Raw genomic sequence first — 23,407 nt, 5'->3', positions numbered from 1 at the left:
CTGAAAGATGCGTTTTCAATCAAACAAAAAGAGGGAGATGTCTCTCCCTCATGAATGATCCATATTATAGGTTGATGACCGTCACTTTATCACGTGTCATCGTCTCAAGGCTACGTCCGATTCCTTGAACGCCGAGTCCCGATTGCTTGACACCGATGAATGGGAAGTGGTCTGGACCGCGTTCTGTCCGTCCGTTCACTTGGACCGTACCGACTTCTAACTTATCAGCGACCGTGAAGGCGCTATTGACGTTTTGTGTGAAGACGCTCGCCTGAAGACCAAACTCCGATTCATTCGTGAGTGTGATCATCTCGTCGAGTGATTTCACACGGATGACCGGGAGGACCGGTCCGAACGGTTCTTCCCATGCGACACGCATATCTGTCGTCACGTGATCAAGCAATGTCGGGTGAAGCAAGTTTCCTTCACGCTTATTGCCGTAAACGACCGTTGCTTTTTTAGTGACGGCGTCGTCAATCAATCCTTGTACGTAATCCGTCGTCTTCGCATCAACTAAAGGAACGATGAAGCTGTTCTCTTCCGGTGAACCGACTGAAAGTTTTGCGACACGTTCTCTCAACATATCGACGAGCTCATCCGCTTGATTTTCAAGGACGAAGACGCGCTTGATTGCTGTACAACGTTGACCTGAATATGAGAACGCTCCGCTGACAATTTGGTCAGCTGCTAACGTCAAGTCTGCATCCTCTAAAACGAGGGCTGGGTCTTTCCCGCCGAGTTCGAGTACGACCGGTACCATCGACGCTTGCTGTGACAAGTGTTGACCCGTACCCGTTCCACCTGTGAACGTGATCATGTCGATCCCTGGGTGTGATGTCAAGTAGTCACCGATGACCGAACCGCGACCTGTCACGAGGTTCAACAGACCTTTTGGAAGACCGGCATCGTGAAGAGCCTCGACCATCTTGATCCCACTGATTGCACCTTGCGTTGCTGGTTTGAAGACTACCGCATTTCCTGTGACGAGCGCCGGCGCAATCTTAGCAGCTGCCAAGTTTACCGGGTAGTTGAACGGTGAAATCGCGAGGACGACACCGAGCGCTTCTTTCTTGATGATGGCCATCTTGTTTTTCGAGCCACCTGGGAATGAATCGCCTTGCATGAAGCCGCCATTGAAGCGAATTCCTTCTTCAGCCGTATAACGAATAATTTCCGCCGTCCGCACGACTTCCTTCTTCGCGTCGTTCAAGTTTTTCCCGACTTCTTGCATGATGATTTGACCAATCTCATCCACGCGTTCTTCGAGTTTTTCTGCCCATGCATACAATAATTCAGCGCGCTTGTTGACCGGAAGCGCCGCCCATTCTTGTTGTGCACGTTTTGCGCCATGGATGGCTTCATCGACTTCATCGCGTGACATCGCTTGAACGCGACCTACGACTTCGTCTTTATATGGTGAAACGAGTTCAATCGTTTCGTTGCTTGAAGATTCCTGCCATTGACCATTCAATAAATATGGATATGTGTTCATACTCATCATCTCTATCTGCCTCCTGAGTAAGCTGTAATATCTCGTTGCCAACCCCATTGTATGCAGATTTTTTTCCATTGGACAACTATAACGATTCAGTTTATGAGATGTAAACGGTTACTATGAAACTTTTTGTGAATTCTGATGAGAGTTGACACTATTTTTACTGTAGATTCATCGATCGGATACCGATAGTAAAGATGAGAGTACGTGAAATAGGAGGGACTACCATTGAGCACTGATCATAATATTTTACTTGAAGCAGGAACGAACGAACTTGAAATCGTGATTTTCCAAGCTGGACCGTTCTTGTTCGGCATCAATGTCATGAAAGTACGTGAAATTATCACGATGCTTCCATTGACGCCACTCCCAGGTACACCGGAAGCCATCATGGGGTTAATCGAGTTGCGCGGTGAGGTCATGACCGTGATCGATCTTCCGATGGTCATCAGCCATCCACGTGAAGTCGGAAGTGATGATCGTTTGATTGTCTGCGAGTTCAACGGTGAGAAGTCGGTTCTTCGGGTCGACCAGGTAACCGAGATTAAACGCATCTCTTGGGAGCAGATTGACACGCCGTCCGATCTCGCACGTGGCGTTCAAGGCATCACGAACGGTGTTGTCAAAACAGGTGACCAGATGATCATCTTGCTCGACTACGAGCGAATCGCGCTCGAATTGTCACGTAAAGACATCATGGCTCGCGAATCTGTGAAGCGACTCGGTGCTCGTGAGCGCTCGAACAAGAATATTTGGATTGCTGAAGATTCAGAGATGCTCCGCACACTGATTCTTGACACGTTGGATGACGCGGGATACTTCAATACAACAGTCTTCAATAACGGGAAAGAGGCACTCGATGCGTTTGAACAAGAAGACGTCGAATGCGACCTCCTCATCACCGACATTGAGATGCCACAGATGGATGGACTTCATTTGACGAAGCGCCTCCGTGAGATGGACCGCTATGCAACGCTTCCAATCATCATCTTCTCGTCACTCATCTCGGATGACTTGAAACATAAAGGGGAAGCCGTCGGTGCGAACGCTCAAATCACGAAACCGGAAATCGGAATGTTGATTGCGACGCTTGATGAATTTGTAGGATAATAAAAAAGTTTGCGACATCTCGGTCGCAAACTTTTTTATGTGAATTGTTCGAAATGCGTATTCCACTCGCTTAAAAATCGCTTACTATGCGATTCGATGGTTGCCAACGTTTCGTTCGCTCCGTCTAGATGTGCGTTTTCTCCAGCCACTTCGAGGTCGTGGAAAAGAAGGGCCGTCTGTTCTAGACCAACTGAATAGGAGGCCCCTTTTAATAAATGGGCGAGTTGCTCGACACGAGAATAGTCTTTCGCCTCGACTGCCGATTGCAGTTCAGGATACTTCGCCTCCAACTGCTGGATATATGTGGTTGCAATTTTATTTAAAAAATCCATGTTTCCGTTTGCGATTTGGTGGAGCTCTGCTAGTTTTTCTTCATTGAACAGAGCGTCTTCGGGCATTCTAGTCAATGTAACCCCTCCTCAATAAACGATATTCCAATCGTTCATACTCACTGTAACACGTTTTCGGGAGAAAACAAAAAATCTCCTGCTTTGGATTGCACTCTTCATTTTGGCTACCTATAATAAGATTGAGTTAAGGTAGGAGGAAGATGCATGCTGACGATTTACCGTACTGACGCATCAGGCCATGTGGGTGAAATCGAAGACTTTGATAAAGGAAGCTGGATTCAACTCGTGAATCCGACAAAAGATGAGGCCGATCAAGTCATCGAGGCGTCCGGCATTCCAGAAGACTTTGTATATGACCCACTTGATATTGAAGAGAAACCACGTTTTGAAAAAGATGATGAAGGACTTCTCATGATCATCGACGTTCCGTATGTGGAGGAAGATGATACAGGTCGCACGTATAATACCATCCCGCTCGGTATCATCGTGACCGGACGACATTTCATCACCGTCTGCTCGCGAGATCTCGACGTGTTGAATTTGTTCGCTAACGGAAAGGCAAGACTGTTCCGAACGAACTACCGAAGTCGCTTCGTCTTTCAGATTTTACATCGGGTGAGTATGACGTATTTGCGTTTCTTGCGCCAAATCGACCGAAGAATGGACGAACTCGAGCAAGAGTTGCAGCGTTCGATGCGAAACCAAGAGATTTTCCAGTTGATGAACCTTCAAAAATCTCTCGTCTACTTCATGACCTCTTTAAAAGCGAACGATAGCGTCTTAGACCGCATCGTCAAGACACCGAGTTTGGAGAAGCATGAAGAGGACGAAGAACTACTCGAAGACGTTTTTGTCGAACACCGTCAAGCGATGGAAATGGCATCGATTTATAACGACATCATCAGCATCAAGATGGAAGCATTCGGATCCATCATTTCGAACAACGTCAACTTCGTCATGAAATTCTTGGCATCCATCACGATTGTCCTCAGTATCCCGACAATGATATCTGGAATTTTCGGGATGAACGTTCAAGTTCCATGGGAAGGACAACCGTTCGGATTCATCATGGCCATCACGATGATGATTGGATTTTCCGGTCTCGCCTTCTATATCCTTTGGCGAAAGCGATATTTCTAGCAAAAAAGAGCCTGACGCACGTTGCGTCAGGCTCTCTTCATGTGATTTTGACCGTGACGAGACACAGGTCGTCTTCAATCTCAATCTTTGGCACAAGCTGTTCAGCGACGTGACGACTATAGTCCAAACCGTATGTGGAAACGTCCTTCTCTAGCCAGCGAATCCCATCATCGATATCTTTGCTGTAACACTCCATGAGTCCATCCGTATACATGTGAAGCGTCATATTCGGTGTGATGTCAATCTCTTTCGACTCATAATTCGGTTCCTCGAACATACCGACTGGTACCCCTGTCGTCTCAAGACGACAGTTTCCTTCTTCTGACGTCACGATCACAGGGGGATGGCCTGCATTCACATATTCGATTCGACGCTTTGTCGTGTCGATGTAACAATAGACCGCCGTGAAGTAGCTGTGCATATCGTCACCAGAGAAGAGGAACGTCATCTGACGGTTCAACTCCGTCATGACGTCTACCGGGTACTGCACGTTCCCGACAAGCCCCGGTAGGATGGAACGGATCCCCATCGTGATGAGCGCCGATGAGACCCCGTGTCCCATGACATCAAAGATGATGACCCCGTATCGGTCCGGAGCGACCTGAAACCATGCGTACATGTCCCCAGCCAATTTTTTAGAAGGCAGATAGAGCGCCCGAACATCAATCTCTTCATTACTGATTGGTGGCGTAAGCGCGCTTTGTTGAATCTTCTGGGCGAGGTCCAAATCATACTGAAGACGGGCCTCATAAATTTTCCGTTCATCAACAGCCGCCTTATAACGGAGAGCAGAACGGATTCTTGCAAGTAATTCTGTTATTTTGATCGGTTTGGTCGTGTAATCTGACGCCTCCGCGTCGAGCCCCTCGGCAATCTGCTTCTCTTCCGTTCGTCCGGATACCATGATGACCGGCAACTCTTCAAAGTCAGCCATCTGCCGAATCCGCTTGCACGTCTCGATTCCTGAAATTCCAGGCATTTCGACATCCAACAGGACGAGATCATACAGCGATGCAGCTTGTGGGGCCATCAGTAAGTCGAGCGCTTCTTCCCCGCTCGAGACCGATACCGTCTCATAGTCGTGCTGGTGAAGCAGTTGCTCGAGTACGAGCGTATTGACCGGTTCATCGTCCACAATCAAAATCGCCATGACTATCCCTTCCTTCTTTACGTATTAATCTATATCGTATTGTACCATATCTTTTCATTCACACACGACATAACCGTCTGTTCATTCTAGTTGAAGAACCTGTCCATTGTTTGGCATACTGAAGAAAGAAAGTGAGGGGTTCATATGGCCTGGATATTTGCCGTCAGCGGTTTAATCATCTTACTCGTCCTCATCGCATCCATCGTCGTCATCCAAAAAGGATACGCCTATAAAGACAATAAAGATGACATCGTCCTCGACTATGACGAAATCAATCGTCGCATTGAAGACGACAAGAAAAGAGACAAGACTGACAAGAAAGAAGGGCCGCTCTAATGCGCGACCCTTTTTTATTTGAATTCAAATCGGAGTGTACCCTTCTCTAAATACAATGAGGCATTGAACGTCTTGTCTCCTTTTTTGAACGTATGGACGTTCGATTGCCCTCCATTGATCATTTGCTTCAACTCATCTTTGACGAGTCCGACGCCGAGCACCTGTTTGGATACGGTGAAGCGACATCCTTCACGATATCCACTACAGCCGATGAACTTCGGATGTTCGACGAGCCCTTTTCCACAATTCGGACAGATACCAAATGATGCCTTCGGTCGAGTCGTTCCTTTCTTTCCATAACGCTTCGCTTCAATCGTATAGCCCTCAGGATTAGCCGCTTCTACTCGCGATTTCGCTTCTTCGACCAAATGAACGGACATCTTCTTCGCTTGTTCAATAAATTCAGCAGCGGAGGCCGATGCTTGACCGATTTCATGGAGACGTTTCTCCCATTTCGCTGTCATGACGGGCGAGGCCAAAATACTGTCTCCGAGGACATCGATCAACAGGCGCCCTTTATCTGTAGGAACGAGCTCTTTTTTCTGAAGTTGGACATAGCCTCGCTTTTTCAATCCATCGATGATGTTGGCACGTGTCGCCTCAGTCCCAAGACCCTCTACTTCTTTCATGATATGAATCAGCTCTTCGTCATCGAGTTGTTTCCCGGCGACTTTCATCGCCATAATGAGCGCGCCCTCCGTATATCGCTTCGGTGGCTCTGTCTGTTTCGACAACACTTCAACTTTCTTCTCTTTTAATTCTTCACCGACCATCATCGCCGGAAGCTCGACATCTTTTGATTTCATCTCAACGACTTGTCGATAGCCAGGACTCACAACGACGGTTCCTTTTGCTCGATACAAGTCGCTTCCATCAATCAAATCAACCGTTGTCTTCTCGAGCATCGCTGCGGGAGCAAAGGCCGCAAGGAAGCGTCGATTGATCAAATCATACAGTTTCGCCTCATCCCCACCGAGTCGAGTGACGTCACCACATGCCTCCGTCGGGATGATTGCGTAGTGGTCACTGACTTTCTTGGCATTGACATAGCGTCGATTTTTCGACGGGTCCTCAGTCAATAGGTCACGAAGTCCGGCATAGGCTTCAGACTTTAGCAGTCTTGCCTTTGTCTGTGGAAATAACGTCGCCTCATCGGGTGTGACAAATCCCGAATCGGTCCGCGGGTAACTAATCCACCCTTTCGTATATAACTTTTGAGCGATATCAAGTGTCTTTTTCGCTCCGAATCCGAAGCGTTTCCCTGCCTCCGCTTGTAATCCAGATAAACTGAACCAAAATGGCGGTTGCTCGATTTTTTCTTCTTTGTCGATTGTCTTCACAATCGCAGTTCCAGATGCCCGTTTGACGACCGCATCGGCTTCCTCACGCGTTTTGAGCTTCGTTGTCTTTCCAAACGTATACTTCGCTTTGAACGTGCCTCGACCTTTTGCAAGTGTCGCCTCGACCTCAAAGTATGGTTCTGGTACGAATTGTTTAATTTCTCGTTCGCGATTGACGATTAAGGCAAGCGTCGGGGTTTGTACACGACCGAGCGAGAAGACGTCTTCAATCCCAATCGTCTTCAACAATGTCGTATAGGCACGTGAGGCGTTCATCCCAACGAGCCAGTCCGCACAGGCGCGACTCATCGCCTCATGGTAGTATGGAATCGTCTGTTCACCTGGCAACAGTTGCGAGAATCCTCGATCGACTGCTTGCTCCGTCAGACTCGAAATCCATAGTCGAGCAAGTGGTTTTTTGTTACCTGCGAGTCGGAGGATCAGACGAACGATCGCTTCTCCTTCCCGTTCGGCATCTGATGCGATGATGACATCGGTAATCGAGCGGTCATGGAGCCATTTTTTGATGGCATAGAACGGTTTCGACTTCCCTTTTGAAATACGATAATCAAATCGTTCTGGGACGATTGGAAGCGCCTCGTACTTCCATGACTTCCATTCCGGACGATAGTGCGACGGTTCTTGAAGTTCACAAAGGTGACCGACGGCCCATACGACAATCGCCCCCTCAGGGAAACGGGGACAAGGTGAGATTTCAATCTCGTCTTTTCGCTTTTTAGATGGATAGGGAGCAGCCAACTTTTGAGCTTGTGATGGCTTTTCCGCAATGATTAGTCTCATAAGAACTCCTTACTTCGCCTTCTACATAATGGCAAGACGTACATGATTGGCTAGCTTCTACTATGTATTTTACTATATCAAGTCGAGGATGGACACATCGAGAGGGGAGCATTTGTTTGCTCTTTTTGAATCATGTCTTGCCTCGTGGCTGTTTTGCGATATCATTAACAGAGAAGTACAACTGTGAAGGAGTGTCGCCATGTCTTATCTTATCTTATTCGCCGCTGTCTTTTTCTTATCGACGAGCGTCCTCTTCGTCAAATGGACGTCGGCACCTGCCGAGACTGCCGCATTTTACCGAATGCTTTTCACGTGTCTCATGTTGCTACCGTTTGTCGATTTCAAATCACTGATCACCACGCGCCTTATGACACGTTATGCTCTACTCCTTAGCGGAACGTTACTGGCCTTTCACTTTTGGCTTTGGTTCTTGTCACTCGATTACACGACGGTCGCCAGCTCCACACTGTTTGTCACATCGAGTCCAATTTTTGTGTTGATCGGGAATGCACTCATCTTTAAAAAGAATCCGACTCGAAAGGGACTGGCCTTCGCGCTCGTTGCTGTCCTCGGGGGCATGCTCGTCGCTGCGGGGGACGTTCAACTCGGCCGTGAAGCCCTCTTCGGAGACCTACTCGCCTTGATTGCCGCCCTATTGATTGCAGGGTATTGGCTCGTTGGACAGCATGTACGAGCTTCGATGAACACGAATACATATTCTTTTAGCGTATATCTCGTTGCGACGGTCGTGCTTTGCTTCATGTTGCTCGTTCGCGGCACGACATTCACTGCCTTTGAATCCATCAACTGGTGGTACTTCCTCGCGCTCGCTTTCTTCCCGACAATCCTCGGGCACAATCTGTTCAACTATGCGCTTGCCCGTGTCAGTGCGACCGTCGTCAGTATCACGATTCTTGGAGAGGCGTTGTGGGGAATGCTGTTTGGATACGCCTTCTTCGGAGAGCGACTTGGACCGTTCCAATGGATCGGAGCCGTCGTCCTCCTCGGTGGGATATACTTGTTCCTAAAAGAAGACGCCCGCTCGACACGAGCGGACGTTTGATTATAAGTTTGTCGCTTTTGGATTTACATCATGTGCTTCTTTATCTTCTTCTGAAGAACGGAATAATAATTTACGGTCCCAGAATGCCAAAGCAACAGCCGTCAAAAATGTCATCGCATCAGCGATTGGGAATGCCAACCATACGCCGAACACTCCGAGGAACGACGGGAGAATAAAGACGAGCGGAATCGTGTAGAGCGTCTGACGTGAAAGGGACAAGAACATAGCGACGCGTGCTTTCCCGAGGGACTGATAGATTCCATTGACGAGCATCTGAACACTCGGAAGGAAGGAAACGGCGAACAAAATGTGAATCGCCGTCACACCGCCAGCAATGAGCGCCTCATCCGTCGAGAACCAGCCCATGAGTGTTTGCGGGAATAGCTGCAGAATCAACCAAATGATGACAGCAATCGCAATCCCGGTCCGCATCGCCGTCCAAATGGTTTCACGCATTCGGTCGAATCGCTCTGCACCGTAGTTATATCCAACGATTGGTTGCATCCCTTGGACGATTCCCATGATTGGCATACCGACGAGCGCCATGAACTTGTTGATAATGGCGAATATGGCCAATTCTTCGGTCCCGCCGTACGTACCGAGCATCACGTTGACACCAACGAATAAAATGGATTGGGACACCATCATGATGAACGAAGACGAACCGATTGCCATGATTTCTTTTATCTCATCGAATCGAATCCGGAACTGACGCCACTTGAAGCGCAGTTCCGTTTTTGGTTTTCGGGCGAAGAAGAAGCGCAGCATCAATACGGAACCGATGACTTGGGCGAGTGCCGTCGAAGTCGCTGCCCCGTACATGCCCCAGTCGAACGTGAAAATGAAGAGCGGGGTCGTCACGAGGTTGACGAGAACGGTCGTCAGCATGACCTTCATTTGATAAGGTGCCTGTCCTTCAGCACGAACCATCGCACTCGAAGCGAGTGTGAACATGAAGAATGGTGAACTGATTAATACAACTGATAAGTACTGTCGGCTGAGATCCATGATTTCGGTCGTCGCACCGAACACTTTTAAAATGTCATCTAACATAAAGAAAGCAGAACTGACCGCAAGTGCCGCAAACAGACCGACGAGGACAAGTACGTTCAAGAATGTAACGGCTGCACCGGCATCGTCACCGCGTCCAAGCTTCCTCGAACTGATAGACGCCCCACCTAGACCAACGGCACTCGACACGGCCATTAAAATCATCTGAATCGGGAACGCAATCCCGATGGCAGCGACTGCCGATGCACCGATCCCTCGGGCGACAAAAATCGTATCAATGATATTGTAGAGCGCCGTCACGAGCATCCCAATCATCGCCGGAAGCGATAACTTGAAGAGGAGTCTGCCGATGGGCTCAGTCCGTAATTGCTCCGTATTTTGGTTCATTCTTCCATCCCTCCGTCTCTACTTCTTAGGGTAGCAGGATTGAACGGAACGGGCGACTATGTTGGCTCGGTGGATGTGTCAAACGAGCGAACGAGCACGCACACCTTTTCGCTTACGCATAATGTAATCGGTCGCGACTGGCCGATCCACTTTTACACGAATCGTCATCATCGCTTGGTTAGCAGACTCGAGGAGGTGACCGTCCACATCCTCCATCGTATCAATGACTTGTGAAAAACGAACAAATCCGGGTCCGAAAAATTCAACCTCTTCACCGATTGAAAAGTGATTCCGCTGCTCAAGCGTTGCCATACCCGTCACAGGGTCGTATGAGATGACACGAGCGGCAAACGCAAATTGCGGAATCGAACGAGGTTTCCCGAACAATTGCTCTTTTTCAGTCGGGATCCCGTAATAGAACCCCGTCGCGAGCTCACGTTGGGCCGCTTTCCAAATTTCTTCTTCCCATGCCGGGTCGAAGACGAAATGCTCTGGATCTTCACAGTACGCATCAATCACTTGACGATAGACGTTACACACCGTCGCGACGTAATGAATCGATTTCATTCGTCCCTCAATCTTCAAACTATCCACTCCCGCCTCCACCAAGTCAGGTATGTGGCGGACCATCGATAAATCAACTGAACTCATCGAGAACGGCTCTTCGTCACGCGCTTCCATCTCTTCTGTCAGAAGATCTCCCTCTTCAAAGAAACCATATTTCCAGCGGCATGATTGGGCACATCCCCCACGGTTGGCATCCCGTAATGTCATGTGATTCGATAACGTGCATCGACCGGAATAGGAGATACACATCGCCCCATGGACGAACGTCTCAATTTCGACATCGACTTCCTGTTTCATTTTGACGATTTCATCCATCGATACCTCACGTGCCAAGACGATTCGTTCGAGCCCTTCTTCCTTCCAGAAACGAAGCGTCTCATAGTTTGTCGCCGAAGCTTGGGTCGACAAATGGACGGGCAACCCTTCTGCTTCCGTGAGACACATCTCAATCATCGCTGGATCCGAGACGATGACCGCGTCGATCCCGATATCTCGAAGTGTTCGGAAGAAGTCACCTGCCCCCTCGATATCGCCTTCATGCGTCACCATGTTCGCAGCGACGTATACTTTCGCACCGTTCGCATGTGCGAAGGCTACCCCTTCACGCATCTCGTCATAACTGAAATTACCGGCACGTGAACGTAACCCGAATTGCTGTCCGCCGATATAGACCGCATCGGCACCATAATGGATGGCCATCTTTAATTTCTCTAAGTTTCCTGCTGGCGCTAATAATTCTGGACGTCGTTTCATCTTGATCCCTCACTTAATCTCTTCTGGCTTGCGTAACCATAATCCCGTACCGAGACGGAACGCTTCCGGTTGTAGCTCATGAAGACGTTGTTCCATCTCCATGCGATCAAATCGACCGTTCAACAAATTCGTCCGGGCATAAGTAAACAACTGAACGATTTCAACAAACTGGGCCCCGGCGTGCCATCCATCTAGCTTCCACGTGTGAAGTCCATTTTTGACTAACGTCGGAAGTTGTCCCATGAGCGTCAAATCCTCAGAGAATATATGGGTACCGTTCTCGTCCTCGTAGATGGGATAACGACTCGTCGTATCTGCCGGTTCGCTCATATAAAATTCGCGTTGTTTTGCTTCTTCAATCGGTCTCCCGAGTTCGTTAAAGTAATTCGTCACGAGTGGTCGTTTGGAATGATGGATGCACGTCGGACCATATACTTGTACCTCAACAGGAAGTCCGATTTGTTGTTGGATCAAAACGAGTTCATCGATGGTCACTTCACGCGCGACGACCGCTCCAATCGCTTCGCGTTTCCCCCAAAATTGAATCTGTTTGGCGGACGTGACGAGCGTTTGAGCATCATACCAATACGGAATCTTTGCCTGTCGGATCAAGCGAATGGCACCAGGGTCTCCAGCGGTGACATCATCGACTCCAATCGTTTTCAGCGTTTGCAAATAATCCGTCAATTCTTCAATGTGGTCATTGTGCATCAGGTTGTTGACGGCTACTGTCACTTCTTTCCCGTACCGATGGGCAAGTTGTGTGACTTCCCTCACAGCGTCAATTGTCCAGTCACCTTTTTGTCTCAACCCAAACCTCGAATTTCCGATATACAGTCGGTCCGCACCGGCTTTGATTAACGCTTCTGCCTGATCGACGCACTGCGCCGTAGTGACGAGCTGAATCATCATATTTATTCTACTCCCTACTTTGTGAGTCTAATCACATTTTCTTGCTATACTTTAGCATATGTTTCAATGTGCGAACGGAGCAGGATTTTAACAACTCGTGAAGAATTCAGTAACAATGTATGACTTTTCATCAAAGGAGTGGATCATGTTGTCAAAGACAGCTTTAATCACCGGCGCCTCGATGGGCATCGGTCTAGACTTGGCCGTACTCGCCGCTCGCGACGGCTACGACTGTATTTTAGTATCTCGGAACGAACCACGATTGCATGAACTAAAAAAAGTACTTGAGACACGTTATCGCATCAACGTACATGTCTTTGCACTAGATTTAGTAAAACATGACGCAGCAGTCCGATTGACGACGATGATCGCCGAAGCTGGCCTCACTGTCGACTTTTTAATCAACAATGCCGGGTTCGGCACGTCCGGCGCATTCGCCGACCTCGATGCCGAGACGGAGGCCGACGAGGTCCGATTGAATGTCAATACGTTGACCGAACTGACGAAAGCCTATTTGCCTGGCATGCTCGAACGTGACCACGGATATGTGTTGAACGTCGCATCCGTCGCTGCCTTCCAACCTGGTCCCTATATGGCCGTCTATTATGCGACGAAAGCCTATGTCCTTTCATTCACTGAAGCGATTCATGCCGAAGTGAAAGGTAGCGGTGTGCATGTGAGTGTATTATGCCCTGGCCCGACGGATACAAATTTCTTTAATCGTGCCGGGAGTGAATTATCATTCTCGAAAATGCCATCTCATCTCGTCGCCTTCTTCGGATACAAAGGGGTGTTGAATAACAAGCGTGTGATCATCCCTGGACTCTCGAATCAGCTGTTGGTCGGGGTCGCCAAATTGATGCCGAGAGCTCTCAGTTTAGAAGTACTACGCCGCGTCCAGAAACCGGCTGATGGAACACCTGCTGAATCGACCACATGAAAAGGAGCGACCGCATCGGGTCGCTCCTTTTATGGTTCAGAGTGTAAGCGAGAGACGTTTACAAGCCGATATAGAAACACACCTGCCGGAATCATGGTCATCAGCGCTGTGGCGATGACGACTCCCCACGCCATGATGGCATCGAGCGTCAGGTCTCCCGATGTGAGCTGGTCCATGATGCTCAGTTGTTCCACGGAAAGCACAATCATGAGTGCTGGCCACACGCTCGCCGCAAGGATGCTGATCATGGCAAAACGGGCTCTCGTGTAACGTTTTGCCAATAGAATCAGATTTAACAAGATAAACAATAATCCTACGAGTAAAAACATGCCGACTTCAGTGAGATTGATATATGCACCCATCCGTCGTTCACCTCACTCAAAATGATTTGACTATTGTATATTTACCCGAATTGACGAAGGAATATGCGCTCAAACAAGGGACGGATTAAAATGAGGAAGACAACGTTCGATAGCCCATGTGCCAAGTCAAACGGGACGCTGAGTAAAAGTAGCTTCCAAAAGTCCGCTCCAATCACTTCTATGAACGCCAGATTTGTCGTCCATCCATATAAAAATCCAGAGAAAAAACCGAGCGTAAGGAAAAGGATACCTGACTTCATCCATATCGTTCGAAAACTGCTTACGAGCGTCACGACAAGAAGCCACCCCAAAAATTGATAGAAGACGAACGGTCCGATCCCGAGCAACAGACCCGACAAGATGGGTACGAAGAGTGCCAAGATCGCTGCAGCATTCAACCCAATACATAATGCGGTCAGCATCAAAATAGCTGTCGTCGGCTGTACGTTCGGAATCGTCATAAAGAGCCAACGCCCGATGACTGCGAGTGCCAAGAGCTGCACGAGCGGTTGAATCGGGAGGTCAGATTTCTCAAATCGATACAGCACCAGGATGGCAATCAGAATGGCGAGGACGTATGTGACCATAGCGTACTCCGTTCTTGAAAGATTGAGCGCTCACCTTGAAAGACCACGCGACCACTTGCAAGGTAAATCACGTCCGTCGCTTGGTCGACTAACGCCAAATCATGGGTCGCACAAAGCACGCGTGCTGATTCTGTCTTTTTCAAGAGCGCTTCAAGGAACGCCGTTCGCTCCCCATTCGTTAAATCCACCGTCGGTTCATCGAGCAAAAGGACGCTTGCCGGGTCGTTCAGGACGGCTTGTAGTTGAGCGATCCTCCGATTCGATTCTTTCGGAAACGGACCGTATTCCGTTTCGGCAGGAAGATAGGCAGCTCGCTCCCCCCGCTTCACCCGTCCACGAAGAGGGCGTCTGCTCCTTGCTAAAAGTTCGAGCAACGTCGATTTTCCACTTCCGTTCGTACCAATACAGACGGTGAGGCCCGGTTCATTTATTTGGACCGTCACTTCTTCAATGGCATAAGTCGCCTGAAGCGGATGACGATAGGATACATCGGTCGCTTCAATCCTCGGTATCGTCTCCGATTGTCGGAAAGTGATTTTCATGTCTTCAGACGATTCTTGCGCCCGTTCCGTATAACCAATCCGAACACCGAGACCGGAAGTACGACGAAGTAGCATCTCTAGATGTTCTCGACGGAATTGATCGAGGTGGCGGAACGGTTCGATAAGTACAATTGCTTCGGGCTGATTTGATAGAGCATAAGCGACTTGTACAATCTGTTGTTCTCCGCTTGAACAGGCGTCAAACGCTTTTGGATATAGTGCATCGATTTGTAAGAGTGAGGCAAGTTCCGCTCCCCGAAGCGGGTCAACACCGGATAATAAATGACCAACTTTTCCTGAGAATGGTTGATTCATTCTGATGACTTGAGGACGATACCGTTCGATATATGCCTCGAACGAACCGTCAACGGTAGAAAGCCATTGCATCACGAACACCTCCTTTTGTGATGTATGGATAGATGAGCCATGGAATGATGGTCCATTCGATTGATACATAACCAATCAAGCCAATCGCAAGGAGTTGCAGAACATCCTCGGCCCGGAAGCGACGCATCGGCTCGACTGCAAATTTTGGCTCATGCCTTTGGCTCTTAATGCCATTCTCGATCGCTTCTTGCCAGGCTCCTTTCGGGTGACTTCTGAGCGACTGACGTACCGCCCGTTCCATCGAAGGAATAAGTGCCCACGCCCCGTACAAGAGGGAAGTTGAACGGGGCCATTTGGAGAGGAGTGGCAGCAATCGTTCCAATCGAACAATACGAGAAATCCACAGCATGCCAAGTAAAAAAGTAGCCAACCTCAACAGCTGACGCCATATGTAAGAGAGCGATAACTCCCACCCGAACAATGCAGGGAAGACCGAAACGACAGCAAACGCAATCAATACGATGAGCATCGTCCACGGAAACCGACGTTCAAGCATGAGCAACAGGACAAGACCGACGACCAATACCGTGACATCTTGGATATACGTCAGGATGAATAGATGGCTGAATAGAAAGAAAAGGAGCGTGACAGGATGTCGCCGCTCCCAATCTGCCTCATTCGAAGAAAGCAATCGCATCTTCTTCAAACCGCCACTGAATGACGTCCGTCGATTCTACTTCTTTAGCACCGGCCCCTTCATCTCCGGGCGCACCATTAAAAGCAAATACCCAGCCTGACGATTGTCCTTCTGATTTTTCTTCGACGCCTTCGATTGCCGTCACGTACGACATGTCTCCGCTTCCTGTCACTTCGAGGTCAAGCCCTGTCGCTTTCAATGCGTCGAGCACGGTCGCATCATCTTCCAAACAGACGCTCTTCTCTTGATAGAGCGTCTCTTCCGTCGCCGCATTGTATACGGAAATGGTCGGACTTACATCGCACGCCTCTTGTTGGGCTTCTTCTCCGCCACATCCGACAAGAAGTGCGGTCGCTAATAGGGAAAAACTCAAATACCGTTTGATCATTCTGTCAAATCCTCTCGTTGATGTATCGAATAATTATATAGTATCGCAAAACGTTCGCCTGAACTTCGTCCTTCCTGTGTCAGTCCGACGAGTTGGATGCTGTTTGCGAGGACTGGTTCGCGCTGGAGCCAGAACTTGACCAGTTCATTGTCCCGATTGATCATGAGCATCGATTCGTTTTCGAACGTGTACATGTCATACAGCCCATCATAGGAAAGTTGTAACACTGGGGCAGAAACGACGTCAGTATACTCATCCCATGAAGGACCTCGTAACGTCGACAGCATGTGGTCGAATTCGACAAGCTTTTCAAAAAAGGCCTGTCCAGATTCTTTACGCAGTTCATCGACTTGTTCATACGAAAGTTGTCCTGAGCCGTATGTTACACGGATCTGTTGGAACGATTCGGCTCGTTCCACCATGAGTAAGTACTCAATGGATTGAACGTTCCCTTCTCGGTCGATCTGTAGTTTCCCACGATCTAATTTAATCGATTCACTATTGATTCGTTGTAACAATTTTTCAGTCATGTCATCAAACGATTCATCCGTGACCGAAACGGCGCCGATTTGTTGCGATTCGGAACGAAACCCGGATTGATCGAATAACGGGACAAAAAGCAAGACAAGAAAAAAGAAGAACCCTAACAGTGCCCCATACCATTTATACCGGCTGTTCTGTTTCGGAAAGAACAAAAAAGACAATAGAAAGCCAATCGGAATGTGAAAACCGCCGATGGGGAAAGACACGATTCCAAGCAGTGAATAAAATAAGAACTTTGGAAAAAAGTTCGCTTCCGGCTCTTTTAATTGATTCAATCGAATCCCTAATAGAACGCTGATTACTAAAAAGGCTGCCCATACATAGAGTTGAATGGTCACATCACTCCCCCACTGTATATTCTAAAAAGTCCGTCGCAACGAGACTCGATGGAAAATCCGACACAACTTCTTGAACAAATTCTTCCTCTCGTCCGACATAGCGTGCTGAGATGTGTGTCACAATCAGCTTGCCGACGGCGCACGCATTCGCTAGCGCGGTCGCTTCACGTGTCGTCGAGTGACCATACTTCCGAGCGAGCGCTTGTTCCGCCTCCATAAACGTCGCCTCGTGAACGAGGAGGTCTGCTCCATCCGCCAACTTCTGCGCGTTCTCACACGGGATTGTATCTCCTAAAATCGCTACGATTTTTCCCGGAATCGGTTCAGTGACGTATTCTTTAGAGTCATACCATTTTCCTTCAAATTCAAATCGGTCTGATTCTTTGATGGTTCGATAAATCGGTCCACTTGGAATACCGAGTTCTCTTACAAGATCGACGCGTAGCATGCCCGGTTTTTCTGGACCATCGATTCGGAAACCGAATGAAGGGAACCGATGCTCTAATTTTCGCACAGTGACGAGATGGTCGTCTTGTATGAATGTGTCCCCGTCCGAGTACTCGATCACGATCAGCTCGTATCCTAGATGTGAGCCTGTGACACGCAAAGTAGCTTCAAGCCATTTTTTCAATCCTATTGGTCCATAGACGGTCAAGGGGGCGGTTCCATCGAGTGCCGAACGAGTCGATAAGAATCCAGGCAATCCGAATACATGGTCACCATGAAGATGCGTCACCCATACCGCTGTCACTTTTCTCGGTTTGATTTTCGTATAGAGCATTTGGTGTTGCGTGCCCTCGCCACAATCAATCAGCCAGGTCACGTTCGATAAATCGAGAGCTAGCCCCGATACGTTGCGCTGTTTCGAAGGCATCCCCGACCCAGTTCCTAAAAACTGTAACTTCATAAATATTTAATTCCTTTCTTCAAGCCGTTCCATGCTATACTTGACGTAATCGCTGAAAAGGATGTGATTTGTGATGACCAAGGCAGAACAACCCGAATCGATTTATGAGACGATTCGAGAACGCGCAGCTTTGATGAATCGCTTGCACCAACAGGAACAAGGCACCTCTATCCGTATTCACGACATAGCGATCGAACTTCATTGCACAGACGAGTTGATTTTAGAATCACTGGAGTTCGCAGCATAACGAGTACGAACACATACGAAGAGCCGACGAATGGTCGGCTCTTTTTTATTGCTTAGGTGATGCGACTTCTTCAACGATTGTCACGACATATTCGACGAGTTTATACAACTCTTCAAGTGGCATCCGTTCGTTCGTCGTATGAATCTCTTCATAGCCGACCGCCAAGTTGACTGTCGGGATTCCCCCACCGGCGATGACGTTCGCATCCGAACCGCCCCCTGAGTGTAAGATTCGAGTCGGACGTCCGATTGTCTGAGCCGCACGTTTCGCCACCTCAACGACTTCGTCCCCTTCCTCAAACTTGAATCCAGGATACATGATGTCGATGTCCACTTCGGCACGACCACCGAACGACTCAGCGACCTCGATGTACGCTTGTTTCATCGTTTCCGCCTGTTTCTCCATCTTCTCATGGATGAGGGAACGGGCCTCAGCAAGAACTTCGACATAGTCACACACGATGTTTGTCGCGCGACCCCCTTCGAAACGTCCGATGTTGGCTGTCGTCTCTTCATCGATACGACCGAGCGGCATCTTCGCGATGGCTTTCGCTGCGATTTGAATCGCCGAGATTCCTTTTTCAGGTGCGACACCAGCATGAGCCGTCTTCCCGTAAATCTTCGCGTTCACTTTTGCTTGAGTCGGAGCGGCGACAATGATGTCTCCAACTGGTCCATCCGAATCAAGGGCAAAACCGAACTTCGCATCGATTTTCGATAAATCCAATACTTTCGCACCGACGAGACCTGATTCTTCCCCGACAGTGATCACGAACTGGATTTGACCATGTGGAATTTGTTTTTCTTTCAATACACGCACGAGTTCGATCATCGCAGTGAGGCCGGTCTTGTCGTCTGCTCCGAGAATCGTCGTACCATCCGTGACGACATATCCGTCTTTGATGCTCGTCTTGATTCCTTTACCTGGAGTGACCGTATCCATGTGAGCCGTAAAGTAAATCGGATCAACATTGTCTTTCGTTGCAGGCAACGTGATGATCAAGTTGTTACCAGAGTGTGCCGTCTTCGTTGATGCGTCGTCCTCGTAGACGTCGCAGCCAAGCTCTGTGAATACACCTTTCAAATGCTCACAGATGATCGCTTCTTCCTTCGTTTCTGAATCGATGCCGACCAATCCTAAAAATGTGTCGAGCACGCGTGTCTCGTTTACCATAAACAACATCCCTCCATCCAAACATTTCTTGACCATTATATCAAACTCCCCTGGATTGCACGAATCTTTTCCATTCTGTACAATGATGGCAAACACGTATATGGAGGCAGACCATGAAGAAAAAACAGAAAAGACGACAACGCATCATTCAAATCGGCGTCGTCGTCATCGTCTCAATCTTTTTAATCAGCACGTTTCTCTCGAGCATGACCATGTTCTTTTAAGAGCAAGATGTATCGCTCTTTCAAGATCAAGTAACTTTTTACATCAGATAAAATATTTAATAAGGATGAGCGTACCTCGAATTCCTCACGCGTCGTGGGGAGAGGTACGTTTTTTCGATAATGCTCAATCATCTCTTCAAGCTCCTGTAGAAAGACGGATGCATCGGCCTGCTCGTTCACATGGTCCCCGACTCGACGTAAGAACGTCGCGACCGGTTTCGCTTCATTGACGACCATCGTGATTTCTCTGGCGTTATCCGCGACTCGTTTGAGAATATCATACTGCCGTTCACGCATCCGGAAGTATAGATAGTCCATGTCTTCATTCCGCTTTCCGATTGAGTTTCCCATACGGCGAAGGGCTAAATCTTTCCCCTCTTTCAGATAGTCCCGTGTCTTGATGAGCATCATCGAGTGGTTGTTATAGACGCCCGTCTCAACACATGCCGCCACGTCATAAAACAGTACTGCGAGCGAGCGGTCGATATTCTCTTTAATCCGTACAATCTCACGGTCAAGCGTCGGCATGTACATGTTGACGACAAGCCCGACACCGACACCGATCGCAATGAGCAATAGCTCATTGATAAATAACTCCAGTGTAAACTGTGCCTCGGTGTAGAGGTGGGTCAAAATGACGACACTCGTAATGAGCCCGTCTTGCAGTTTCAATTGTTGTACGAGTGGAATGAAAATGACAAAATAAAGTGTGAGCGTCACCGGTGAATAGCCGAGTAGCGTGAACATCGCCGCACCCATTCCGATGGCGAGAAGACTTGCCATGACTCGTTCATAGGAGGCGCGAATCGATTTTTTACGCGTCTCTTGAATACTTAAAATGGCGATAATGGCTGCAAATACAAAATAATCGAGATGAATTGTTTCGGAAATGAGCATCGCGATACCTGCTGCGACCGCGGTCTTTAACGTCCGCGTTCCAATTTTCATACTAATTTCCCCCTTCTCCATCAAATTGTTGACTAAATCAACTCGTTTGGCAATTCAAAAGTTTGGAAGTGATTTGATTGAAACGAAAGAAAAGACTTAAGGTTTGGCCGATGATTGCGACACTTAGTCTCGCCATCGCAGCCTTTTTATGGATTCAATCTTCCCGTGAAGACACCTATACCGTCGAAACGGTGACGAATGGCGACCGTGTCACGAGGTCGTTCGAATCTCTCGCAGAAGCAAAACGATACATGACGGCCGGTAAGAACCGGACATTGTTCTCGCCCTCTGGAGAAGTACTCGATTTTACAGGTACCGGAGTCGTCGTCACTCCGAGTGATGCTATCACAAACTTATATAAAGATGCATCATTTAAAACACGACAATCCTATGTCGCTGGTGGCACGAGACTTCAACTAATTGAGCGCGGAGACGATCATCTTAAAGTACGTATCTCCGGGGCGGATGTGTATGTCAAACCGGATCAAATGGCGTTATTTCCTGAAGCAGTTGTGAAGAGACGTGGATTTTACGAGATTCGAGAAGGTGACGTCTACCATACGGTGGAAGCGAACGCCAATCTCGCCGGTACGTTCCTTGTAGGTCCGACAGAAAAAAACTCGGATGACCGTTTTTACACAGAACGTGTCCAAGACGTCTTCGATTCTCCTTATCAATTTGCATCGATTCGCAAGTCGTCCCCATATTCGGCTGACGAGTTTGATCAATATTTAAAATCCATCGATTCACCACTCGCTGGGGAAGGCAAGTCTTTTAAACGGGCAGAAGATACGTATAACATTAATGCCTTATTCCTGCTGGCGGTTGCCGGGCATGAGTCCCGATTTGGAACGTCCGATATCGCTCGGGACAAGCGGAACCTATTTGGGTTCCGCGCGACAGATGACGACCCGAGCGGGAATGCGACATCCTTTAAAACAATTGACGCCAGCGTACAAGCTGCTGCTGAATTGTTTGCGACTAAATATGTCACTGGGCCATATGCTCGTGGCGATTATCCTGGGAACAAGCAAGAAGGCATCAATATCTTCTATGCCTCCGATCCATACTGGGGTGAGAAAGTTGCCGGTACGATGTACACGATCGACCGTGAACTCGGTTTGAAGTACTTGAAAAAAATTCAATGAAAAGTAGCCCGGCTCATACGAGTCGGGCTGCTTGACGCTTCATTCGATTATAACTTCCATCTCTTGCTCATACAATTCGATGAGTCGATTGTTGTCGAGCACATGCTCACTTGACTGTTCGTAGCGGTCTGTGACGAGCGGAATCAAATCTTCCCACACGACCCATTTCACGTATTGATCGCGATAATAATCATGATTGAGCTGATACACGCTCATCTCTTTTGCCTCTGCATATCGTCTTTGAGACTCGACCACCGTCGCATCCGGTCCTTTTTCAATCCATTCATCGACTTCGTCACCCGTTATTACGATTCCATATTCGCTTTTCGCATGCTCCAACCATGCACGTTCAAAATCAGCTTGGTCTTTTGCACGGATTATAAGTTCCTTCACATCGATGGTTTCACCACTCTTCTTCATCTCCACGTACATTCGTTCTGCCAACTTTCGTTCGAAATCGTTATTGATTTGCGGAGCCAAATCGTTTTGAAACGTCTCAAGGATTTTCTTCAGTTCTTCGACCGTCGACTCAGAATAAACCTTTGTCTCAGTTTGGGTGAACATCTTATTTTCGACCTGTTCAGACATTTTCTTTGAATCAGATTGATCGATGAGCACAAACATTCCGACAATGATAAGTACGAATATGGTCAGCCCTGTAACGCGCTTCATGTTCCATCATCTCCTATTTTAAATTCACGTCATGGTTTTGAGTATCAATCGTTACATCATGTATATACTTCTCAAGTGAAAAGAATGATTCAACATCGAATGACATTTTGTTGAAGGAGTTTTACATCATAAGACGAATACGTAAAATGAACGACCATTCATTTTTGAGGGGGAATTAAGATGAAAACGATTTGGATTACCGGGGGATCGTCCGGCATGGGGAAAGCGATGGCATTAAAATTTAAACAGGAAGGATGGAACGTCGCTATCAGCGGTCGAAACGAGGAACGACTAGTAGAAGCGATGAACGATTTGAATTCAATCGATGCAGGTCAGGCGATGAGTGTGCAACATGACGTTCGTGACTATGAAGGATGCGCGAAAGCACTGGCTGACATCGTATCCGCTTATGGACCAGTACACGCACTCGTCAACAATGCTGCCGGAAATTTTGTCTGTCCGACTCTTGATTTATCTCCTAATGGTTGGGCAAGTGTCATCGACATCGTCTTGAACGGGACATTCAACTGCACCCATGTTCTCGGGAAACATTGGGAAGCAGATGAAATCCGTGGCGGCTCCATCATCAACATGGTCGCTTCCTATGCGTGGCAGGCAGGTCCTGGTGTCGCACCGAGTGCGGCAGCGAAAGCAGGCGTCTTGAACTTGACGCGAACACTCGCGGTTGAATGGGGCTATCAATTCGGCGCACGGGTCAATGCCATCAGTCCTGGACCGATTGAACGGACAGGCGGCGCTGAAAAGCTCGTCTCCCACGTGAAGGAAGTAGAGCGTATTCGCCGTAACGTCCCACTTGGACGTTTTGGGACACCGGAAGAGATCGCGGACCTCGCTTACTGGATGGCATCAGACGAGATGCGCTATTTAAACGGGGATTGCATCTCTCTTGACGGTGGTCATTGGTTGAACAAGCATCCATTCTAATCAA

At 48.3% G+C, this 23,407-nt stretch carries 25 protein-coding genes; 8 read left to right on the top strand and 17 right to left on the bottom strand.

The genetic code is table 11. The features are described 5' to 3' along the window. Positions 1 to 64 precede the first annotated feature (64 nt). Positions 65 to 1,501: an NADP-dependent glyceraldehyde-3-phosphate dehydrogenase gene (locus KNO70_RS05405; protein WP_214757390.1), complete on the bottom strand. Its 1,437-nt coding sequence runs from the start codon at positions 1,499 to 1,501 to the stop codon at positions 65 to 67. 222 nt (positions 1,502 to 1,723) lie between these two features. On the opposite strand from KNO70_RS05405, the gene KNO70_RS05400 reads away from it, so the two are divergent. Beyond that, entirely contained in the window at positions 1,724 to 2,605 is an 882-nt protein-coding gene (locus tag KNO70_RS05400) for a chemotaxis protein CheV (protein WP_078147069.1), read from the top strand. A 35-nt stretch (positions 2,606 to 2,640) separates the two neighbouring features. Here KNO70_RS05400 and KNO70_RS05395 read toward each other — a convergent pair whose 3' ends face one another. Continuing rightward, positions 2,641 to 3,003, bottom strand: coding sequence for an Hpt domain-containing protein (locus KNO70_RS05395; protein ID WP_240499878.1), 363 nt, complete (start codon positions 3,001 to 3,003; stop codon positions 2,641 to 2,643). A gap of 156 nt (positions 3,004 to 3,159) precedes the next feature. Between KNO70_RS05395 and KNO70_RS05390 the strand changes: the two genes are divergently transcribed. Further along, complete coding sequence (locus KNO70_RS05390) at positions 3,160 to 4,095, top strand: magnesium transporter CorA family protein (protein ID WP_078147071.1); 936 nt, start codon at positions 3,160 to 3,162, stop codon at positions 4,093 to 4,095. 37 nt (positions 4,096 to 4,132) lie between these two features. Here the strand turns inward: KNO70_RS05390 and KNO70_RS05385 are convergent, their stop codons facing one another. After that, a complete protein-coding gene (locus KNO70_RS05385; RefSeq protein ID WP_074036772.1) occupies positions 4,133 to 5,245 on the bottom strand; it encodes a PP2C family protein-serine/threonine phosphatase in 1,113 nt (370 codons plus the stop codon). A 144-nt stretch (positions 5,246 to 5,389) separates the two neighbouring features. Between KNO70_RS05385 and ytzI the strand changes: the two genes are divergently transcribed. Beyond that, positions 5,390 to 5,581: a YtzI protein gene (gene ytzI, locus KNO70_RS05380; RefSeq protein WP_078147072.1), complete on the top strand. Its 192-nt coding sequence runs from the start codon at positions 5,390 to 5,392 to the stop codon at positions 5,579 to 5,581. A 14-nt stretch (positions 5,582 to 5,595) separates the two neighbouring features. Here the strand turns inward: ytzI and KNO70_RS05375 are convergent, their stop codons facing one another. Next, entirely contained in the window at positions 5,596 to 7,722 is a 2,127-nt protein-coding gene (locus KNO70_RS05375) for a DNA topoisomerase III (RefSeq protein ID WP_214684063.1), read from the bottom strand. Positions 7,723 to 7,921: 199 nt separating this feature from the next. Between KNO70_RS05375 and KNO70_RS05370 the strand changes: the two genes are divergently transcribed. Next, positions 7,922 to 8,785 carry a DMT family transporter gene (locus KNO70_RS05370; RefSeq protein WP_214684062.1) on the top strand — a complete coding sequence of 288 codons (864 nt, stop codon included), beginning with the start codon at positions 7,922 to 7,924 and terminating at the stop codon, positions 8,783 to 8,785. Here the strand turns inward: KNO70_RS05370 and KNO70_RS05365 are convergent, their stop codons facing one another. From KNO70_RS05365 to KNO70_RS05355, 3 genes are all read right to left on the bottom strand, one after another. Beyond that, positions 8,786 to 10,183 (bottom strand): MATE family efflux transporter, encoded by a 1,398-nt coding sequence (locus tag KNO70_RS05365; protein WP_214686914.1) that lies wholly within the window; start codon positions 10,181 to 10,183, stop codon positions 8,786 to 8,788. It lies immediately after the preceding gene. Between the two features lie 78 nt (positions 10,184 to 10,261). Then, a complete protein-coding gene (locus KNO70_RS05360) occupies positions 10,262 to 11,503 on the bottom strand; it encodes a peptidase U32 family protein (protein ID WP_214684060.1) in 1,242 nt (413 codons plus the stop codon). 9 nt (positions 11,504 to 11,512) lie between these two features. Continuing rightward, positions 11,513 to 12,415: a peptidase U32 family protein gene (locus KNO70_RS05355; RefSeq protein ID WP_214684057.1), complete on the bottom strand. Its 903-nt coding sequence runs from the start codon at positions 12,413 to 12,415 to the stop codon at positions 11,513 to 11,515. A gap of 145 nt (positions 12,416 to 12,560) precedes the next feature. Between KNO70_RS05355 and KNO70_RS05350 the strand changes: the two genes are divergently transcribed. Next, the gene (locus KNO70_RS05350) at positions 12,561 to 13,355 is read left to right on the top strand and encodes an SDR family NAD(P)-dependent oxidoreductase (RefSeq protein WP_214811410.1); all 795 of its coding nucleotides are present in this window, start codon (positions 12,561 to 12,563) and stop codon (positions 13,353 to 13,355) included. A gap of 29 nt (positions 13,356 to 13,384) precedes the next feature. Here KNO70_RS05350 and KNO70_RS05345 read toward each other — a convergent pair whose 3' ends face one another. Genes KNO70_RS05345 through rnz form a run of 7 tightly spaced genes read right to left on the bottom strand, consistent with a single transcriptional unit; the run spans position 13,385 to position 18,046 of the window. Continuing rightward, complete coding sequence (locus tag KNO70_RS05345) at positions 13,385 to 13,717, bottom strand: hypothetical protein (protein ID WP_078147078.1); 333 nt, start codon at positions 13,715 to 13,717, stop codon at positions 13,385 to 13,387. 41 nt (positions 13,718 to 13,758) lie between these two features. Further along, positions 13,759 to 14,304 carry a hypothetical protein gene (locus KNO70_RS05340; RefSeq protein ID WP_078147079.1) on the bottom strand — a complete coding sequence of 182 codons (546 nt, stop codon included), beginning with the start codon at positions 14,302 to 14,304 and terminating at the stop codon, positions 13,759 to 13,761. Next, the gene (locus KNO70_RS05335) at positions 14,277 to 15,233 is read right to left on the bottom strand and encodes an ATP-binding cassette domain-containing protein (protein ID WP_214684053.1); all 957 of its coding nucleotides are present in this window, start codon (positions 15,231 to 15,233) and stop codon (positions 14,277 to 14,279) included. Before KNO70_RS05335 ends, KNO70_RS05340 begins: the two co-directional genes overlap by 28 nt. Next, a complete protein-coding gene (locus tag KNO70_RS05330) occupies positions 15,211 to 15,870 on the bottom strand; it encodes a hypothetical protein (protein WP_214684051.1) in 660 nt (219 codons plus the stop codon). The genes KNO70_RS05335 and KNO70_RS05330 overlap by 23 nt, the downstream gene beginning before the upstream one ends. Continuing rightward, a complete protein-coding gene (locus KNO70_RS05325) occupies positions 15,848 to 16,258 on the bottom strand; it encodes a DUF4430 domain-containing protein (protein ID WP_078147082.1) in 411 nt (136 codons plus the stop codon). Before KNO70_RS05325 ends, KNO70_RS05330 begins: the two co-directional genes overlap by 23 nt. After that, positions 16,255 to 17,139 (bottom strand): hypothetical protein, encoded by an 885-nt coding sequence (locus KNO70_RS05320; protein ID WP_078147083.1) that lies wholly within the window; start codon positions 17,137 to 17,139, stop codon positions 16,255 to 16,257. Before KNO70_RS05320 ends, KNO70_RS05325 begins: the two co-directional genes overlap by 4 nt. Position 17,140: 1 nt before the next feature. After that, positions 17,141 to 18,046 carry a ribonuclease Z gene (rnz, locus tag KNO70_RS05315; protein WP_214811406.1) on the bottom strand — a complete coding sequence of 302 codons (906 nt, stop codon included), beginning with the start codon at positions 18,044 to 18,046 and terminating at the stop codon, positions 17,141 to 17,143. 73 nt (positions 18,047 to 18,119) lie between these two features. Between rnz and KNO70_RS05310 the strand changes: the two genes are divergently transcribed. Continuing rightward, complete coding sequence (locus KNO70_RS05310; RefSeq protein ID WP_012726540.1) at positions 18,120 to 18,293, top strand: hypothetical protein; 174 nt, start codon at positions 18,120 to 18,122, stop codon at positions 18,291 to 18,293. A 45-nt stretch (positions 18,294 to 18,338) separates the two neighbouring features. On the opposite strand, the gene KNO70_RS05305 is transcribed toward KNO70_RS05310, so the two are convergent. Continuing rightward, entirely contained in the window at positions 18,339 to 19,466 is a 1,128-nt protein-coding gene (locus KNO70_RS05305; protein WP_078147934.1) for a M20/M25/M40 family metallo-hydrolase, read from the bottom strand. A gap of 182 nt (positions 19,467 to 19,648) precedes the next feature. Then, positions 19,649 to 20,638: an aromatic acid exporter family protein gene (locus KNO70_RS05300; protein ID WP_214684049.1), complete on the bottom strand. Its 990-nt coding sequence runs from the start codon at positions 20,636 to 20,638 to the stop codon at positions 19,649 to 19,651. A 77-nt stretch (positions 20,639 to 20,715) separates the two neighbouring features. Between KNO70_RS05300 and KNO70_RS05295 the strand changes: the two genes are divergently transcribed. Next, the gene (locus tag KNO70_RS05295; protein ID WP_251028274.1) at positions 20,716 to 21,786 is read left to right on the top strand and encodes an N-acetylglucosaminidase; all 1,071 of its coding nucleotides are present in this window, start codon (positions 20,716 to 20,718) and stop codon (positions 21,784 to 21,786) included. A 39-nt stretch (positions 21,787 to 21,825) separates the two neighbouring features. Here the strand turns inward: KNO70_RS05295 and KNO70_RS05290 are convergent, their stop codons facing one another. Further along, entirely contained in the window at positions 21,826 to 22,458 is a 633-nt protein-coding gene (locus KNO70_RS05290) for a hypothetical protein (RefSeq protein WP_214757410.1), read from the bottom strand. A gap of 180 nt (positions 22,459 to 22,638) precedes the next feature. Between KNO70_RS05290 and fadH the strand changes: the two genes are divergently transcribed. Then, positions 22,639 to 23,403: a 2,4-dienoyl-CoA reductase gene (fadH, locus tag KNO70_RS05285; protein WP_214757412.1), complete on the top strand. Its 765-nt coding sequence runs from the start codon at positions 22,639 to 22,641 to the stop codon at positions 23,401 to 23,403. Positions 23,404 to 23,407 lie beyond the last annotated feature (4 nt).

The organism is Exiguobacterium sp. s181, from assembly GCF_018617125.1.
GTDB classification, from domain to species: Bacteria; Bacillota; Bacilli; order Exiguobacteriales; family Exiguobacteriaceae; genus Exiguobacterium; species Exiguobacterium profundum.
This window is presented reverse-complemented; position numbering and strand designations above follow the sequence as displayed.